Below are 16052 nucleotides of genomic sequence, written 5' to 3' on the forward strand. Positions count from 1 at the left end.
ATCCAGGAGAATAATCCGTGTTCCAGAATGTTGATGCCTACGCAGGTGACCCGATCCTGTCGCTGATGGAAAAATTCAAAAAAGACTCACGTGCGCACAAGGTTAACCTGAGTATCGGCCTTTACTATGATGAGCAGGGCATTATCCCGCAGATGAAAGCGGTTGCTGCGGCAGAAGCGCAGCTGAACAGCGTGGATCAGGGGGCATCGGTGTACCTGCCGATGGAAGGTCTGCTGCCTTACCGCACGGCGATCCAACATTTGCTGTTCGGTGCCGAACACCCGATGCTGCAGCAAGGGCGCATCGCCACCATTCAAACCGTGGGCGGTTCCGGCGCGCTGAAAGTCGGTGCCGACTTCCTGAAAAGCTACTTCCCGGATTCGCAGGTGTGGGTCAGCGATCCGACCTGGGAAAACCACGTTGCCATCTTTGGCGGCGCTGGGTTCAAAGTGAACACCTATCCGTACTTCGACAGCGAAAGCCTGGGCGTGAAATTTGACGCCATGCTGAGCGCGTTGAAACAGCTGCCGAAGCACAGCATCGCACTGCTGCACCCGTGCTGCCATAACCCGACAGGTTCCGACCTGACCCACACTCAGTGGGATGAAGTGGTCAAAGTGATCGCCGAGCGTGAACTGATCCCGTTCCTCGATATCGCTTATCAGGGCTTCGGCGGCGGCATTGCCGATGATGCCTACGCTATCCGCACTATTGCTGCGGCCGGTCTGCCATGCCTGGTGAGCAATTCCTTCTCGAAAATTTTCTCGCTGTACGGCGAACGCGTCGGCGGCCTGTCGGTGGTGTGTGAAAGCGAAGAAGCGGCCGGACGCGTGTTGGGGCAACTGAAGGCCACGGTGCGTCGCAACTACTCCAGCCCGCCGAACTTCGGTGCGCAGGTGGTGGCTAAGGTGCTGAACGACGCGCAGCTGAAAGCCCAGTGGTTGGCCGAAGTGGAAACCATGCGCACCCGTATTCTCGAGATGCGCAAGACGCTGGTGGAAGCGCTGAAAATCGCCCTGCCGCAACGGAACTTCGATTATCTGCTGGCACAGCGCGGCATGTTCAGCTACACCGGCTTTAGCGCCGCACAGGTTGATCGCCTGCGTGAAGAGTTCGGTGTGTACCTGATCCACAGTGGACGCGTTTGCATGGCGGGCCTGAACCACCACAACGTGCATCAGGTGGCCGAGGCGTTTGCCGCCGTGCAGTAAAAGCTGTTAGGGTAAACTGACGTTAGTCCAGGGAGCGATAGCGATATCGCTCCTTTTTTGTTGTCGGTTTGCCGCCAGAGTTGCCGCAAACTGGATAGAGAATATACTGATTGAGGGGCGCTCACTTATGTGGCATCAGCAAACGCTAATCCTCAGCGCAAAAGCGCGTGGTTTTCATCTGGTTACCGAAGAGATTACTGACCAGCTAACCCACTTACACCGCCTGCAAACTGGCCTGCTGCATCTGTTATTGCAGCATACCTCGGCCTCGCTGACGCTGAACGAGAACTGCGATCCTACGGTGCGAGCCGACATGGAGCAGCATTTCCTGCGTCAGGTGCCAGAGAACGCACCCTATCAGCATGACTACGAAGGGCCGGACGACATGCCGGCGCACATCAAATCCTCTCTGTTGGGCACGTCGTTGACGCTGCCTGTCGGTCACGGGCGGCTGATGCTGGGCACATGGCAGGGAATTTGGCTGGGGGAGCACCGCATCCACGGCGGTTCACGCCGGGTTGTGGCCACGTTACAGGGGGAATAACCCAATGAATAACACAGCACTGCTGGAATACTGCATGGCGAAGCCGGGCGCGGAACAGAGCGACCAGAACCAGTGGCAGGCCAGCCAGATCAAAGTCGGCGACGTTATGTTCGCCATGGTGTGCGAGGTACAGGGGCGACCTGCTTTGGCGGTAAAATCCAGCCCGGAACTGGCGGAAAGCCTACGGGAGCATCACCCGGAGATCGTCCCCTGCGTCGGTCTGAACAAGGCACACTGGAATACGGTCTTTCTTGATGGCAATCTGCCGAACTCGCAGTTCTATACGTTGATCGACAGTTCCTATCAGCTGGTGCTGGAAGGGTTACCCGACCATGTGCGCCAGGAATTGCGCGCCTAACCATAGATAACGGCAGGTGTAGCGCCTGCCTGAGTCCTTCGTTTATTTCTTCTGTTTTCCCGCCAAACTGTGATCGTGATTCGATTTTGGGAACGTTCCCGTTTTATTGTGGATGAGGAAAGACTAGGCTTTTTAATCAATAAGCCGAAATACCAAAGGATGCCGCGAGATGGCGATGAGTGAAGAAAAACGCAAAATGATTGCCGGTGAATTGTACGACGCCGGCGACGAACTGCTGCGCAGCGAGCGCAAGCGCGCACGCCAATTGATCCACCGCTACAACCATTCGTCACCGGATGAGAGCGACCTGCGTAAACAGGGATTGGCGGAGCTGCTGGGCCAGTATCAGGGGGGCACTATCGAGCCGACGTTTCGCTGCGATTACGGCTACAACATCTATCTGGGGAAGAATTTCTACGCCAATTTTGACTGCGTGATCCTCGACGTATGCGAAGTGCATATCGGTGATAACTGCCTGCTGGCGCCTGGAGTGCATATTTATACCGCCACCCATCCGCTGGATGCGGAAACCCGCGTGGGCGGGGCTGAGTTCGGCAAGCCGGTGCGCATTGGCAATAATGTGTGGATTGGCGGTCGTGCGGTGATTAATCCTGGCGTTACGCTGGGGGATAACGTGGTGGTGGCGTCCGGTGCGGTTGTGACCAAGGACGTGCCTGCGAACTGCGTGGTCGGTGGCAATCCGGCACGAGTGATAAAGCAGCTGTAAGAAAATCGGGCGCCGCTGTGGGCGCCCGAGAGGCTTAGGCTCGCAAAGAGTCGATATCCACCACGAAGCGATATTTCACGTCGCTTTTCAGCATCCGCTCGAAGGCTTCATTGATTTGCTGCATCGGGATCAGTTCGATATCCGAGGTAATGCCGTGCTGGCCGCAGAAATCCAGCATCTCCTGGGTTTCTGCAATGCCGCCAATCAGTGAACCGGCGATGCGACGACGCTTCATGATCAGGTTAAACACCTGCGGTGACGGATGGTCGTGCTCCGGTGCGCCAACCAGCGTCAGGGTGCCGTCACGGCGTAGCAGATTGAGGAACGGGTTCAGATCGTGCTGGGCCGCCACCGTGTTAAGAATAAAATCGAAACTGTTGGTGTGCTGCGCCATCTCTTCCGGATTGCGTGAGATCACCACTTCGTGAGCGCCGAGGCGTTTGGCATCTTCGACTTTGGACGCTGAAGTCGTGAACAGCACCACATGCGCTCCCATCGCCCGGGCCAGTTTAACGCCCATGTGCCCCAGCCCGCCGAGACCGACGATGCCCACCTTTTTACCCGGACCGGCGCCCCATTGACGCAGCGGGGAATAGGTGGTGATACCGGCGCACAGCAAGGGGGCGACACCGGCAGGATCGAGGTTTTCCGGTACGCGAAGTACAAAGTCCTGATCTACTACCATATCGGTGGAGTAGCCGCCGTAGGTGGTGGCGCCGGTTTGTCGATCCTCACCGTTATAGGTGCCGGTAAACCCATTTTCACAATATTGCTCCAGACCCTCGTCACAGCTCGGACAGCTGCGGCAGGAGTCCACCATACAGCCCACGCCGACCAAATCGCCGACCTGATAGCGTGACACATGGTTGCCGACGGCGCTCACGCGCCCCACAATTTCGTGGCCGGGAACCACCGGAAAAAGGGTGTTGTTCCATTCGTTGCGGGCCTGGTGTAAATCCGAATGGCAGACGCCACAGAACAGAACCTTGATTTGCACATCGTGGTCGCGCAAGGTACGCGGCGTGTAATCAAAAGGAACTAACGCTGATTTGGCGTCATGCGCGGCATAGGCGTGCGTAATGTTCATGGTAACTCCAGTCATCAGTGTATGGGGGGAACGGCTTCCGGCAGTAGGGTGCCGGTGGACGTGGCCTGAGCACGGCAAAGGGCCACAGAGGGAACATTGATGATAAAAGCTGAGAGCAGGGAGGGAAATGCCTGAAAATGTCTAAATCTTGCCTGTTTCTGTTCAATTTGACCGAAACGGGTAAGCGTGCGGGCCGCTACAGTAACGACCCGCCTGGCAGGGGATTATTTCTTCTTCAGTAACGGCTTAAGGAAGCGCGCGGTGTGCGACGTTTCGCAATTAGCCACGGTTTCCGGCGTGCCGGCAACCAGGATCTCACCGCCGCCGCTGCCACCTTCCGGCCCCAGGTCGACAATCCAGTCCGCGGTTTTAATCACGTCCAGGTTGTGCTCAATCACCACGATGGTATTGCCCTGATCGCGCAGTTGATGCAGCACCGCCAGCAGTTGCTGAATATCGGCGAAGTGCAGCCCGGTGGTCGGCTCATCCAGGATGTACAGCGTTTGACCGGTACCGCGTTTTGACAGCTCACGAGCCAGCTTGACGCGCTGCGCTTCCCCGCCGGACAGCGTGGTCGCCGACTGGCCGAGACGGATGTACGACAGGCCGACTTCAATCAAGGTTTGCAACTTACGCGCCAATGCCGGTACCGCGTCGAAGAAATCACGAGCCTCTTCGATGGTCATCTCCAGCACTTCGTGGATGCTTTTGCCTTTGTACTTCACTTCCAGCGTTTCGCGGTTATAGCGTTTGCCTTTGCACTGGTCGCACGGCACATAGATGTCCGGCAGGAAGTGCATTTCCACCTTGATCACACCGTCACCCTGGCAGGCTTCGCAGCGGCCGCCCTTGACGTTAAAGCTGAAGCGGCCCGGGTTGTAACCGCGACTGCGCGATTCCGGCACGCCGGCGAACAGCTCACGCACCGGAGTGAAGATGCCGGTGTAGGTCGCCGGGTTGGAACGCGGAGTGCGCCCGATCGGGCTTTGATCGATGTCGATCACCTTGTCGAAGTGCTCCAGACCGGTCACTTCGCGGAACGGCGCCGGTTCGGCGATAGTGGCACCGTTGAGCTGGCGCTGGGCGATCGGGAACAGCGTGTCGTTGATCAGCGTGGATTTGCCGGAGCCGGATACCCCGGTAATGCAGGTAAATAGCCCCACCGGCAGCGTCAGCGTCACGTCCTTCAGGTTGTTACCGCGAGCACCGCTCAGTTTCAGCACCTTGGTCGGGTCCGCCGGTACGCGTTGCTCCGGAATGGCAATCTCGCGTTTGCCGCTGAGGAACTGGCCGGTCAAGGACTCAGGCTGCGCCATGATGTCTTCGACGGTGCCTTCCGCCACTACCTGACCGCCGTGCACGCCGGCACCGGGACCGATGTCGATGACATGGTCGGCGGCGCGGATGGCGTCTTCGTCATGTTCCACCACGATCACCGTATTGCCGAGGTTACGCAGATGGATCAGGGTTTCCAGCAGGCGTTCGTTGTCGCGCTGATGCAGGCCGATTGACGGCTCATCGAGCACGTACATCACGCCCACCAGGCCGGCGCCAATCTGGCTGGCCAAACGGATACGCTGCGCTTCACCGCCGGAGAGGGTTTCCGCCGAACGCGACAGCGACAGGTAGTTCAGGCCGACGTTCACCAGGAACTTCAGGCGATCGCCAATCTCTTTCAGCACTTTCTCGGCGATCTTGGCGCGCTGGCCGCTGAGCTTCATGTTCTGGAAGAAGGCCATCGCATGGCCGATGCTCAGATCGGAAATTTCCGGCAGCGTGGTGTCTTCAACGAACACGTTTCGCGCTTCTTCGCGCAGACGGGTGCCGTGGCACGAGGCACAAGGGCGGTTGCTGATAAACTTCGCCAGCTCTTCGCGCACCGCACTGGATTCGGTTTCTTTATAACGGCGCTCCATGTTGTGCAGCACGCCTTCGAACGGATGGCGGCGCACGGTGGTGTCACCGCGATCGTTGATGTATTTGAATTCGATCGATTCTTTACCGGAGCCGCTGAGCACCGCTTTCTGCACGTTGGCGTCCAGGCTGTTGAAAGGCGCTTCAACGTCAAACGCGTAATGCTCTGCCAGCGAGCGCAGCATCTGGAAGTAGTAGAAGTTGCGACGATCCCAACCGCGAATGGCACCGCCGGCCAGCGAAAGCTCGGGGTTTTGCACTACGCGTTCCGGATCGAAGAACTGCTGTACGCCCAGACCGTCGCACGTTGGGCAGGCGCCAGCCGGGTTGTTGAACGAAAACAGGCGCGGTTCGAGTTCGCGCATGCTGTAGCCGCAGATAGGGCAGGCGAAGTTGGCAGAAAACAGCAGCTCATCCGCTTTTTCGTCGTCCATATCAGCCACAATGGCGGTGCCGCCGGACAGCTCCAGCGCGGTCTCGAAGGATTCCGCCAGACGCTGCGACAGATCATCACGCACTTTAAAGCGATCGACCACCACTTCGATGGTGTGCTTTTTCTGCAACTCCAGCTTCGGGGGATCGGAAAGATCGCACACTTCGCCGTCGATGCGCGCACGGATATAGCCCTGGCTCGCGAGGTTTTCCAGCGTTTTGGTGTGCTCGCCCTTGCGGTCTTTTACCACCGGGGCCAGCAGCATCAGGCGTTTGCCTTCCGGCTGGCTGAGCACGTTATCCACCATCTGGCTAACGGTCTGCGCCGCCAGTTCGACATGGTGATCCGGGCAACGCGGTTCGCCGACGCGGGCAAACAGCAGACGCAGGTAATCGTGGATCTCGGTGATGGTGCCGACCGTGGATCGCGGGTTATGCGAGGTCGATTTCTGCTCGATGGAAATTGCCGGTGACAGACCTTCAATGTGGTCGACGTCCGGTTTTTCCATCAGCGAAAGGAACTGGCGTGCATAGGCGGAGAGCGATTCGACGTAGCGACGCTGCCCTTCGGCATACAGGGTATCAAAGGCCAGCGAGGACTTGCCTGAACCGGACAGACCGGTGACGACGATCAGCTTGTCACGCGGGATAATCAGGTTGATGTTTTTGAGATTATGGGTTCGAGCACCACGAACTTCGATATTGTCCATTTACACTTCCCGTCTTGATGATACACCGCGCCTGTCTGGGTGATTTACGCACGATTATGTGATCGAACGCGCAAAAAACCGGCACAGCCAGTACGAAACGCATAATTATGACACAAAAAAACCTGAATGAATATCCAGTACACGAATGCAAACAGGTCGATCGAAAGGACAATTCCGGAATACAGCACGCAGTAATCAACACGGGTGTCGTTTCAGGCTGAGCGTGTTAAACTTACTCGTTTATACTGTGTAAAAATCAATCATCAGGAGAGTTCTCATGGCCAGCAGAGGCGTAAACAAAGTAATTCTGGTCGGGAATCTGGGCCAAGACCCGGAAGTCCGTTACATGCCGAATGGCGGTGCAGTGGCCAACATTACCCTGGCAACCTCCGAAAGCTGGCGTGACAAGGCGACTGGCGAGCAGAAAGAAAAGACCGAGTGGCACCGCGTTGTGCTGTTCGGCAAGCTGGCTGAAGTGGCGGGCGAATATCTGCGTAAAGGTTCCCAGGTGTACATCGAGGGCGCGCTGCAGACTCGCAAATGGACCGATCAGGCCGGCGTAGAAAAATACACCACCGAAGTTGTGGTTAACGTTGGCGGCACCATGCAGATGCTGGGCGGCCGTCAAGGCGGTGGCGCACCGGCAGGCGGTGGTCAGGCTTCCGGCGGCCAGGGCGGTTGGGGTCAACCTCAGCAGCCACAAGGCGGCAACCAGTTCAGCGGTGGCCAGCAGGCGCGCCCGGCGCAGAACAACGCACCGGCAGCCAGCAGCAATGAACCGCCAATGGACTTCGACGACGATATTCCTTTCTGATATCAGGTTGTCCTAAGCCCAAAAAAAAGCCCCGAAAGGGGCTTTTTGCTTTTCAGAATCAGAACATTTAAGCCGAAAAACCGCCGTCGATGCTCAGGCTGGCGCCGGTGATATAGCCCGCCTCCGGACCGGCGAGGTAAGTGACAAAGCTGGCGATCTCCTCATCTTTACCGTAACGGCTGATGGCCATCATGGCTTTTAACTATTCGGCGAAATCACCGCTGGCCGGATTCATGTCGGTATCGACCGGGCCGGGTTGCACGTTATTGACGGTGATGCCGCGTGGGCCCAGATCGCGCGCCATGCCTTTGGTCAGACCAACCAGCGCGGATTTGCTCATGGCATAAACTGCGCCGCCGGCAAAGGGCATGCGTTCAGCGTTGGTGCTGCCAATATTGATGATTCGGCCACCGTCATTCATATGGCGCGCCGCTTCCTGGCTGGCGACAAATACGCTGCGCACGTTGACAGCCAGCGTGCGATCAAGATCTTCCAGCGGCAGCTCTTCGGTACTGCCCATCGCAAGCACGCCGGCGTTGTTCACCAGAATGTCCAGATTACCCAGGCTGTTTACTGCCTGGCGTACCGCTTGTTGCAGGGCCGCGGCATCGGCACTGTCGGCCTTGATGGCGAGCGCTTTACCGCCGGTGGCGCTGATTTCGGCCACCAGGGCGTCTGCTTTTTCGGCGGAGGCGACGTAGGTGAAGGCTACGGTGGCGCCTTCACGTGCCAGGCGCTTAACGATGGCGGCACCAATGCCGCGTGAGCCGCCCTGAATAAATGCGACTTTGTTTTGCAGAGGATGTGCTGTTGTCATGGTGCTTCTCCAGAGTGGGGTGAGGTTAAACATCTACCGGATCAGTATCTGGGAAACACCGGGTCGCCACTAGCCACAAAGAGCTATAATCAGCTTAAACCGTGGGTTTGAAATCAACAGGAGCAACCATGCTTGGCCACCTGGAATGTTTTGTTTGCAGCGCAGAGAACGGCAGTTTTTCCGCTGCCGGGCGCAAGCTGGGCATCAGCTCTGCGGCCGTCGGGAAGAACGTGACCAAGCTGGAGACGATCGTCGGGGTAAGGCTTTTCCAGCGCAATACGCGCAAATTGATCCTGACCGAAGAGGGCGAACGTTTTTTGCAGGAGGTCAGCGGCGGCCTGTTGTCGATCCAGTGCGCACTAAAGGGGATAAGCAGCAGCGGCGGCGTGGCGGCCGGTACGCTGAAGGTCAGCATGGGGACGGCGTTCGGCCTGCATTTTGTCATGCCGATGCTGCCCGACTTTCTGGAGCGGTACCCGGCAATTGTCCCCGACTGGCATTTCGACAACCGCAAAGTGGATCTGATTGGTGAGCATTTTGATGCTGCAATGGGGGGCGGTATCGAATTGGCGCAGGGCATGATTGCACGTGAACTGGCTCCAGCCCACGGCGTCCTGGTGGCTTCTGCAGCGTATCTGCAGCGCAACACTGCCATCCGGCAGCCGGAACAGTTGATGAATCATGCGGGCATTTTTATCCGCTCACCGCAAACCGGGCGGATCCGTAATCTGCCGCTGCGTAATGCGGAGAATGAACAGCGAGCGCCGTCGATGGAAATCAAAATGACGGTAAATGAACCGGATGCCGCAGCGCAGGCGGCGGAAATGGGGTTGGGGATCGCGCTGATCGCCATGCCGAACGCCTTGCCTTATCTGGAAAGCGGTCGACTGGTGCGGGTATTGTCGGGTTGGTATGTCGATCGCGGCAGCGTGCACCTGTATTTCCCCACCACCAAGTTCCTGCCGACCAAAACCCGAGTGTTTGTTGATTTCATGATCGAACAATTTCGGCTGCAGAAGCTGGCGGCGAGGTTTGATGCTCGCTAGAAACGAGAAAAGCCCCTTGCGGGGCTTTTTTCTTCCGTCAGTTTACTGTCTGACGATCAGTTGAAGATTTCTGCGGTGCCATACAGTTTGTTCTGGCCACCGGCGGAGATGATGCGGTAAGAGCTGGCACCGGATGCAGCGGCTTTGCTGGCCAGTTCATTTTCCAGCGTGCTCAGGTTAGAAGCGCCGCTCACGGAAACCACACCGATTTTCTGGGCACCGGCCGCAGGCTGGTTAGCGGGTTGGTCAGCGGCAACGCTGGCGAAAGAAGCGGTAGTCAGCAGCAGAGCGGTAGCAAAAAATTTGATGTTTTTCATGATTCAATCCTCAGGGTATTTTTTAGGTGAGAGGCTGTTGTCTCTCGATGTGTTAGATAATAGGCCGTCATGCCCAAAGAGAAAATCGGAGAGTTTTGAGTATCTCTGTCAAATTTATTGATTTATTTTTGAGCGACAGATGACCTTGTTGGCGGGTGGGATAATTCACCACTACCCTTTAACCTGAAGCCTCGACATATAACGGGTGTGGCAACAGAGTGGAGAAGCCCCATGATTATCGTGCACCATCTAAATAACTCGCGGTCGCAGCGCATCCTGTGGTTTTTGGAAGAATTGGGAGTGCCGTACCAGGTGCAGCGCTATCAGCGCGATCCGCAAACCATGCTGGCGCCTGCGGAGTTGAAAAAGATCCATCCGCTCGGCAAGTCGCCAGTGATTGTCGATGGCGATCTTACGCTGGCGGAGTCCGGCGCCATTATTGAATATCTGCAGGAAGCCTACGATGCGCAGGGGCAGTTTATCCCCACCGACTATCATGCCCGGCAACAGTATCGTTACTGGCTACATTATGCCGAAGGGTCACTGATGCCGCTGTTGGTGATGAAGCTGGTGTTTAGCCGCTTGGGCCAGCCGCCCATTCCCTGGCTGTTACGGCCAGTGGCAGGGGCTATTGGCAAAGGCGTACAGCGGGAGTATCTCGATAAACAGATTGCTCCGCACCGCGACTATCTTGAACAGCACCTGGAAAAAAGCACCTGGTTTGTCGGCAATGAATTCAGCGCAGCGGACATCCAGATGAGTTTTCCGCTGGAAGCGATGGCGGCACGTGGCGCATTGGATGGCTGTCCAAAGCTACGCGACTATCTCCAGCGTATCCATGCGCGGCCGGCCTACCAACGGGCGCTGGAGCAGGGCGGGCCTTATGATCTGCTGAAATGAGCGGGTGGGCTATACTCGATGAGGTCACTCTTCGTCGGAGGTAGCCCATGGCTACGCAAATTTTTGTTAACCTGCCGGTGGGCGATTTGCCCGTATCCATCGAGTTTTTCACTCGTCTTGGTTTCAGCTTTAATCCACAGTTCACCGATGACACCGCCGCCTGCATGGTGGTCAGCGACAGCATCTATGTGATGCTGTTGACCCACGACAAATTCAAAATGTTCACCCCGAACCCGATCAGCGATGCCAGAAAGGCGACCGAAGTGCTGATATGCCTGTCGCAGCCTAACCGGGCAGCGGTGGACGATCTGGTGCGCAAAGCGATCGCCGCCGGCGGCAATACCTATAATCAGCCGCAGGATTATGGCTTTATGTACGGACACGGTTTTCAGGATCTGGACGGACACATCTGGGAACTGATGTACATGGATGAAAAGGCGGCCCAGGCTCAGTAGTCGTTTTGCCCTCCGAAAGGGGGGCCTTCCCATCGGATTTACCTATGAGACAAATACCGTATTTTCGATAATGATTGATCCCAGTGCTTTTCCGCATAAATTGGCGCGATCTTTGGTTGATCAGACGGTATGGAAGGCTGGATAATCGTTTGCCTTGAATAAACCACCATAAATTACCCGCACCATTCACTGTGAGTTAAACGTTTGCCTTTGATGCGACGCCCATTGGCGACGTGAGCAAAGGGCAGAAAAGCAAACGTTACCCTAATGAACATGCGTGGGCGGAATAACAAGCCTCTTTAAACGGGCTGGCAATGAAACACAGGGGACAGCAACATGTCGAATTCTCAAGCGAATAACGCCGTTAAACCAAAAGGCGGGCTTGATGGTTATTTTAATATTTCTGCGCGCGGCAGCACCGTGCGTCAGGAAGTGGTGGCGGGGCTAACCACCTTCCTGGCGATGGTGTACTCGGTGATCGTGGTACCGAGCATGCTGGGCAAAGCCGGCTTCCCGCCTACGGCGGTGTTTGTCGCCACCTGCCTGGTGGCGGGGCTCGGTTCGTTGCTGATGGGGTTATGGGCCAATTTGCCGATGGCCATCGGCTGTGCGATTTCCCTGACCGCTTTCACGGCGTTCAGTCTGGTGCTGGGCCAACACATCAGCATTCCGGTGGCGTTGGGGGCGGTATTCCTGATGGGGGTGCTTTTTACCATTATTTCGGTAACCGGTATTCGCGCCTGGATCCTGCGTAATTTGCCGATGGGCGTCGCTCATGGTACCGGCATCGGTATTGGTCTGTTCCTGTTGCTGATCGCCGCTAACGGCGTTGGCCTGGTGGTGAAAAACCCACTGGACGGCCTGCCGGTGGCTTTGGGCGCATTCACTTCGTTCCCGGTAGTGATGACGCTGCTCGGGCTGGCGGTGATTTTCGGGCTGGAAAAACTGCGCGTTCCCGGCGGTATCCTGCTGGTGATCATCACTATTTCGGTGGTGGGGTTGGTGTTTGACCCGGCGGTGAAATACCAGGGCTTATTCGCGATGCCAAGCCTGGCGGATGCCAACGGCAATTCGTTGATTTTCAGCCTGGATATCATGGGCGCATTGCAGCCGGTGGTCTTGCCGAGCGTGCTGGCGCTGGTGATGACCGCGGTATTTGACGCTACCGGTACTATCCGTGCGGTGGCCGGTCAGGCCAACCTGCTGGATAAAGACGGGCAAATCATCAACGGCGGCAAGGCGCTGACTTCGGACTCCCTGAGCAGCATTTTCTCTGGTCTGGTCGGTGCGGCCCCGGCGGCGGTGTATATCGAATCCGCAGCGGGCACGGCTGCGGGCGGTAAAACCGGTCTGACAGCAACCGTAGTCGGTTTGCTGTTCCTGCTGATCCTGTTCCTGTCGCCGTTGTCTTATCTGGTGCCGGTTTACGCGACCGCACCGGCGCTGATGTACGTTGGCCTGCTGATGCTGAGCAACGTCACCAAGCTGGACTTCAATGATTTTGTCGATGCCATGTCCGGCCTGCTGTGCGCCGTGTTTATCGTGCTGACCTGCAATATCGTCACCGGTATCATGCTGGGCTTCAGCTCATTGGTGATTGGCCGCATCTTCTCCGGCGAATGGCGTCGGCTGAATATCGGCACCGTGCTGATCGCCGTGGCGCTGGTGGCATTCTATGCCGGCGGCTGGGCAATCTAACCGCTATGTCGTTTCCCCCGTCGCTCTGGCGGGGGATGTTTGCCCTCATACCCTATTCAGATAAATCTCCTTCTGCCGATGCTGCATTTTGAAAGGCACAACAAGCTTTAACCGCCGTAAAAAAAGTGATCTACTATCGGGTATACATCAGAGATGTAGTCTGAACCCAAGAGTCTAAGGAAAGCATGGAAATCTTTTTTACAATCCTCATTTTAATCCTGGTGGTCTCCCTGTCCGGGGTGGTGACGCGCATGTTGCCGTTCCAGGTGCCGCTGCCGTTAATGCAAATCGGTATCGGGGCCCTGTTGGCCTGGCCGCATTTCGGGTTGCACGTCGACTTTGACCCTGAATTGTTCCTGGTGCTGTTTATCCCGCCGCTGCTGTTTGCCGATGGCTGGAAAACCCCGACGCGGGAGTTTTTGCACCACGGTCGTGAAATTCTTGGCCTGGCGCTGGTATTGGTGCTGATCACCGTGGTTGGCGTCGGTTATCTGATTTACGCCATGGTGCCGGGCATTCCTCTGGTGGCGGCGTTTGCGCTGGCGGCGGTGCTGTCGCCAACGGATGCCGTGGCGCTGTCCGGCATCGTCGGTAAAGGGCGTATTCCGAAGCCGATCATGGGCGTGCTGGAAGGCGAGGCGCTGATGAACGATGCGTCCGGCCTGGTCTCACTCAAATTCGCTATCGCGGTGGCGATGGGCACCATGGTGTTTACCGTGGGCGGCGCGACGCTCGAATTCCTCAAGGTGGCGATCGGCGGCCTGCTGGCCGGCGTAGCGGTCACCTGGCTCTACAGTAAATCTTTGCGGATCATGAGCCGCTGGAGCGGCGATGACCCGGCGACGCAGATAGTCTTCCTGCTGCTGTTACCTTTTGCTTCTTACCTGATTGCCGAACACATTGGCGTATCCGGCATCCTGGCGGCGGTGGCAGCAGGGATGACCATCAGCCAGTCCGGTGTGATCCGCAACGCGCCGCTGGCGATGCGCCTGCGCGCCAACAGCGTCTGGGCGATGCTGGAGTTTGTGTTCAACGGCATGGTGTTCATCATGTTGGGCCTGCAACTGCCGGGGATCCTGGAAACCTCTATCCTGCAGGCGGAGCTGGATCCGACCATTCAGACCTGGTACCTGTTTGCCGACGTGGCGATTATCTACGCGGCGCTGCTGGTATTGCGTTTTACCTGGCTGTGGCTGATGAAAAACGCCAGCCGTCGCTTTATGAAAAAACGGCCGTTGCAGTTCGGCGATTACACCACCCGCGAACTGTGGGTAGCGTCGTTTGCCGGGGTACGCGGGGCGATTACGCTGGCCGGTGTGCTATCAATTCCACTGTTGCTGAGTGACGGCACCGCCTTCCCGGCGCGTTACCAACTGGTGTTTATCGCCGCTGGGGTGATCCTGCTTTCATTGATTGCCGGCGTACTGGCGCTGCCGCTGTTGCTGCGCGGCGTTCAGGTGGCGGATAAGAGCGTCAGCAAAAGCGAAGAGCGGATGGCAATCGCCATGGCGGCTGAAGTGGCGATCGAAAGCATCAACAAAATGGAAGAGCGGTTGGCGGTTGATACCGAGGAAAACCTCGATCCGCAGGTGCTGAAAGAGATCAGTTCGCGAGTGGTGGGGACGCTGCGGCGCCGTATCACCACCAAAGACGATATCGAGAATGCGCTGATGCTGGAAAACCTCGAGCGTCGTTTCCGCCTGACGGCGCTACGCGCTGAGCGCGGTGAGCTATATCACCTGCGCGCTACGCAAAAAATCAGCAACGAGACGCTGCAAAAGCTGTTGCACGATCTCGACCTGCTGGAAGCGCTGTTGATAGAGCGAGAAGGATAATACTCACGGGGCCGCATATGCGGCCCTGATTTGATGACAAACACCCGAAAAGCGTGGTTTTCGGGTGTTTGGGGTAAAACTGAAGACATCATCCTTTGTTTTTATCAGCACGCAATCCATGACTTTTAAGTACAAAGGAATTATCAGCAGTCTGGGGCCGCATATGCGGCCCTTGTTATTTGTGGTGACTGGTACTGGCTGCGGGCCAGTAGTCGCGGCAGCAGGCTATCCAGGCCTGTGCACTGTGCGACAGGTAGCTGCCCTGCCGCCAGATCAACCCGACTTTCCATTCCATACGGGGTTCCAGTGGCAGCCAGATCAGGTTTTCCTTATCCAGCCATTGGCAGACCGGCTCCGGCAGGGTGGCGATGCCGACCCCGGCCTGTACCATCGAAGCCAAAAAATCCCACTGTCCGCTGCGCACCGCAATCTGTGGCTCAAACCCGGCCTGACGGAACGCTTTCATCAGCATTTTGTACAGCGCGAAGTCCTCGTTATAAAGCAGGATCGGCCAGTTAGCCAACTCGGTGATATTGATGCTGGTGCGATTAAGCCAGTGTGGCGTACGCGGCGCAACCACGCACATGGGGTGGACGAGTAACGGCAGGAAGGTCAGTGGTTGATCCGAATCGACCGGCAGTATGGTCATCGCCAGATCCAGCTCGCCGGACATCACCGCCTGCTCCACCGACAGCCCACCCAGCTCGGAGATTTTCAGTTCGATGCCAGGGTAGGTTTGGCGGAATTGACGGATCAGATCGGCAATCTGCCGGCCGACCATGGGGGGAATACCCAGCCGCAGCACGCCTTTTTTAACCGAACTGATGTCTTCCAGCTCCGCCTCCAATTGGCGGAACTCATCAATGATCGCCAGCCCGCGCTGGTATACCGCTTGCCCGCTGTCGGTCAGGTGCAGTTTGCGGCCTTCGCGGATCAGCAGCGTGCATTCCAGTTCTTCTTCCAAATGGCGCAGCATCTTGCTGATGGTCGGTTGGGTGACGAACAGTTTCTCCGCCGCGCGGGTAAAGCTTTGCTGGCGTACCACTTCCACGAAGTAGCGCAGGGTGCGGACATCCACGTTGGATTCTCCTGGGGGAAGTACCGTCGGGAAACTATTCCCTGATGGCATGATGTCGATAATTTTAATTCATTTCAGGCGAGGTTTCCTGGCTGCGTATACTGTAAAC

Annotated in this window: 14 protein-coding genes and 1 pseudogene; 10 read left to right on the forward strand and 5 right to left on the reverse strand. The window is 57.1% G+C overall.

The window, feature by feature from the left end; translation table 11 throughout:
- The first annotated feature begins 17 nt into the window (after positions 1–17).
- The 4 genes from ACMGG1_RS01520 (at position 18) to maa (ending at position 2840) form a co-directional block, all read left to right on the forward strand.
- Positions 18–1211, forward strand: coding sequence for an amino acid aminotransferase (locus tag ACMGG1_RS01520; protein ID WP_261287010.1), 1194 nt, complete (start codon positions 18–20; stop codon positions 1209–1211).
- Positions 1212–1338: 127 nt separating this feature from the next.
- On the forward strand, positions 1339–1755 hold the full coding sequence (locus tag ACMGG1_RS01525; RefSeq protein WP_017894193.1) for a secondary thiamine-phosphate synthase enzyme YjbQ: 417 nt from the start codon (positions 1339–1341) through the stop codon (positions 1753–1755).
- Between the two features lie 4 nt (positions 1756–1759).
- A complete protein-coding gene (locus ACMGG1_RS01530; protein ID WP_020837154.1) occupies positions 1760–2113 on the forward strand; it encodes an MmcQ/YjbR family DNA-binding protein in 354 nt (117 codons plus the stop codon).
- A 169-nt stretch (positions 2114–2282) separates the two neighbouring features.
- Entirely contained in the window at positions 2283–2840 is a 558-nt protein-coding gene (gene maa, locus ACMGG1_RS01535; protein WP_142816292.1) for a maltose O-acetyltransferase, read from the forward strand.
- A 34-nt stretch (positions 2841–2874) separates the two neighbouring features.
- On the opposite strand, the gene ACMGG1_RS01540 is transcribed toward maa, so the two are convergent.
- Positions 2875–3927: an NAD(P)-dependent alcohol dehydrogenase gene (locus ACMGG1_RS01540; RefSeq protein ID WP_020837152.1), complete on the reverse strand. Its 1053-nt coding sequence runs from the start codon at positions 3925–3927 to the stop codon at positions 2875–2877.
- A 224-nt stretch (positions 3928–4151) separates the two neighbouring features.
- Complete coding sequence (uvrA, locus tag ACMGG1_RS01545) at positions 4152–6983, reverse strand: excinuclease ABC subunit UvrA (RefSeq protein WP_142816294.1); 2832 nt, start codon at positions 6981–6983, stop codon at positions 4152–4154.
- Between the two features lie 277 nt (positions 6984–7260).
- Here uvrA and ssb1 point away from each other — a divergent pair, with 277 nt between their 5' ends.
- Positions 7261–7797: a single-stranded DNA-binding protein SSB1 gene (gene ssb1 / locus ACMGG1_RS01550; protein WP_020837150.1), complete on the forward strand. Its 537-nt coding sequence runs from the start codon at positions 7261–7263 to the stop codon at positions 7795–7797.
- A gap of 67 nt (positions 7798–7864) precedes the next feature.
- Here the strand turns inward: ssb1 and ACMGG1_RS01555 are convergent.
- Positions 7865–8614 (reverse strand): annotated as a pseudogene (locus ACMGG1_RS01555) (3-oxoacyl-ACP reductase family protein).
- Positions 8615–8742: 128 nt separating this feature from the next.
- Here ACMGG1_RS01555 and ACMGG1_RS01560 point away from each other — a divergent pair.
- A complete protein-coding gene (locus ACMGG1_RS01560; RefSeq protein ID WP_409325640.1) occupies positions 8743–9660 on the forward strand; it encodes a LysR family transcriptional regulator in 918 nt (305 codons plus the stop codon).
- Positions 9661–9716: 56 nt separating this feature from the next.
- On the opposite strand, the gene bhsA is transcribed toward ACMGG1_RS01560, so the two are convergent.
- On the reverse strand, positions 9717–9977 hold the full coding sequence (gene bhsA / locus ACMGG1_RS01565; protein WP_020837147.1) for a multiple stress resistance protein BhsA: 261 nt from the start codon (positions 9975–9977) through the stop codon (positions 9717–9719).
- Between the two features lie 231 nt (positions 9978–10208).
- Here bhsA and ACMGG1_RS01570 point away from each other — a divergent pair, with 231 nt between their 5' ends.
- The 4 genes from ACMGG1_RS01570 (at position 10209) to ACMGG1_RS01585 (ending at position 14865) form a co-directional block, all read left to right on the forward strand.
- Positions 10209–10877, forward strand: a complete 669-nt coding sequence (locus ACMGG1_RS01570; protein WP_128864510.1) for a glutathione S-transferase family protein — start codon at positions 10209–10211, stop codon at positions 10875–10877.
- A 47-nt stretch (positions 10878–10924) separates the two neighbouring features.
- Complete coding sequence (locus tag ACMGG1_RS01575) at positions 10925–11332, forward strand: VOC family protein (protein WP_020837145.1); 408 nt, start codon at positions 10925–10927, stop codon at positions 11330–11332.
- Positions 11333–11668: 336 nt separating this feature from the next.
- Complete coding sequence (locus ACMGG1_RS01580; RefSeq protein ID WP_020837144.1) at positions 11669–13030, forward strand: NCS2 family permease; 1362 nt, start codon at positions 11669–11671, stop codon at positions 13028–13030.
- A gap of 185 nt (positions 13031–13215) precedes the next feature.
- Positions 13216–14865 carry a Na+/H+ antiporter gene (locus ACMGG1_RS01585; RefSeq protein ID WP_020837143.1) on the forward strand — a complete coding sequence of 550 codons (1650 nt, stop codon included), beginning with the start codon at positions 13216–13218 and terminating at the stop codon, positions 14863–14865.
- A 175-nt stretch (positions 14866–15040) separates the two neighbouring features.
- Here ACMGG1_RS01585 and ACMGG1_RS01590 read toward each other — a convergent pair whose 3' ends face one another.
- A complete protein-coding gene (locus ACMGG1_RS01590) occupies positions 15041–15943 on the reverse strand; it encodes a LysR family transcriptional regulator (RefSeq protein ID WP_020837142.1) in 903 nt (300 codons plus the stop codon).
- Between the last annotated feature and the right edge of the window lie 109 nt (positions 15944–16052).

Origin of the sequence: Serratia sp. BNK-12 (assembly GCF_047456085.1) — a bacterium.
GTDB lineage: Bacteria > Pseudomonadota > Gammaproteobacteria > Enterobacterales > Enterobacteriaceae > Serratia > Serratia liquefaciens.

What these genes read in the sequence shown, in the direction of transcription:
- ACMGG1_RS01525 (WP_017894193.1), top strand. Translation starts at nt 1,339, where the DNA reads ATGTGGCATCAGCAAACGCTAATCCTCAGCGCAAAAGCGCGTGGTTTT.
- ACMGG1_RS01530 (WP_020837154.1), top strand. Translation starts at nt 1,760, where the DNA reads ATGAATAACACAGCACTGCTGGAATACTGCATGGCGAAGCCGGGCGCG.
- maa (WP_142816292.1), top strand. Translation starts at nt 2,283, where the DNA reads ATGGCGATGAGTGAAGAAAAACGCAAAATGATTGCCGGTGAATTGTAC.
- ACMGG1_RS01540 (WP_020837152.1), bottom strand. Translation starts at nt 3,927, where the DNA reads ATGAACATTACGCACGCCTATGCCGCGCATGACGCCAAATCAGCGTTA.
- uvrA (WP_142816294.1), bottom strand. Translation starts at nt 6,983, where the DNA reads ATGGACAATATCGAAGTTCGTGGTGCTCGAACCCATAATCTCAAAAAC.
- ssb1 (WP_020837150.1), top strand. Translation starts at nt 7,261, where the DNA reads ATGGCCAGCAGAGGCGTAAACAAAGTAATTCTGGTCGGGAATCTGGGC.
- ACMGG1_RS01560 (WP_409325640.1), top strand. Translation starts at nt 8,743, where the DNA reads ATGCTTGGCCACCTGGAATGTTTTGTTTGCAGCGCAGAGAACGGCAGT.
- bhsA (WP_020837147.1), bottom strand. Translation starts at nt 9,977, where the DNA reads ATGAAAAACATCAAATTTTTTGCTACCGCTCTGCTGCTGACTACCGCT.
- ACMGG1_RS01570 (WP_128864510.1), top strand. Translation starts at nt 10,209, where the DNA reads ATGATTATCGTGCACCATCTAAATAACTCGCGGTCGCAGCGCATCCTG.
- ACMGG1_RS01575 (WP_020837145.1), top strand. Translation starts at nt 10,925, where the DNA reads ATGGCTACGCAAATTTTTGTTAACCTGCCGGTGGGCGATTTGCCCGTA.
- ACMGG1_RS01580 (WP_020837144.1), top strand. Translation starts at nt 11,669, where the DNA reads ATGTCGAATTCTCAAGCGAATAACGCCGTTAAACCAAAAGGCGGGCTT.
- ACMGG1_RS01585 (WP_020837143.1), top strand. Translation starts at nt 13,216, where the DNA reads ATGGAAATCTTTTTTACAATCCTCATTTTAATCCTGGTGGTCTCCCTG.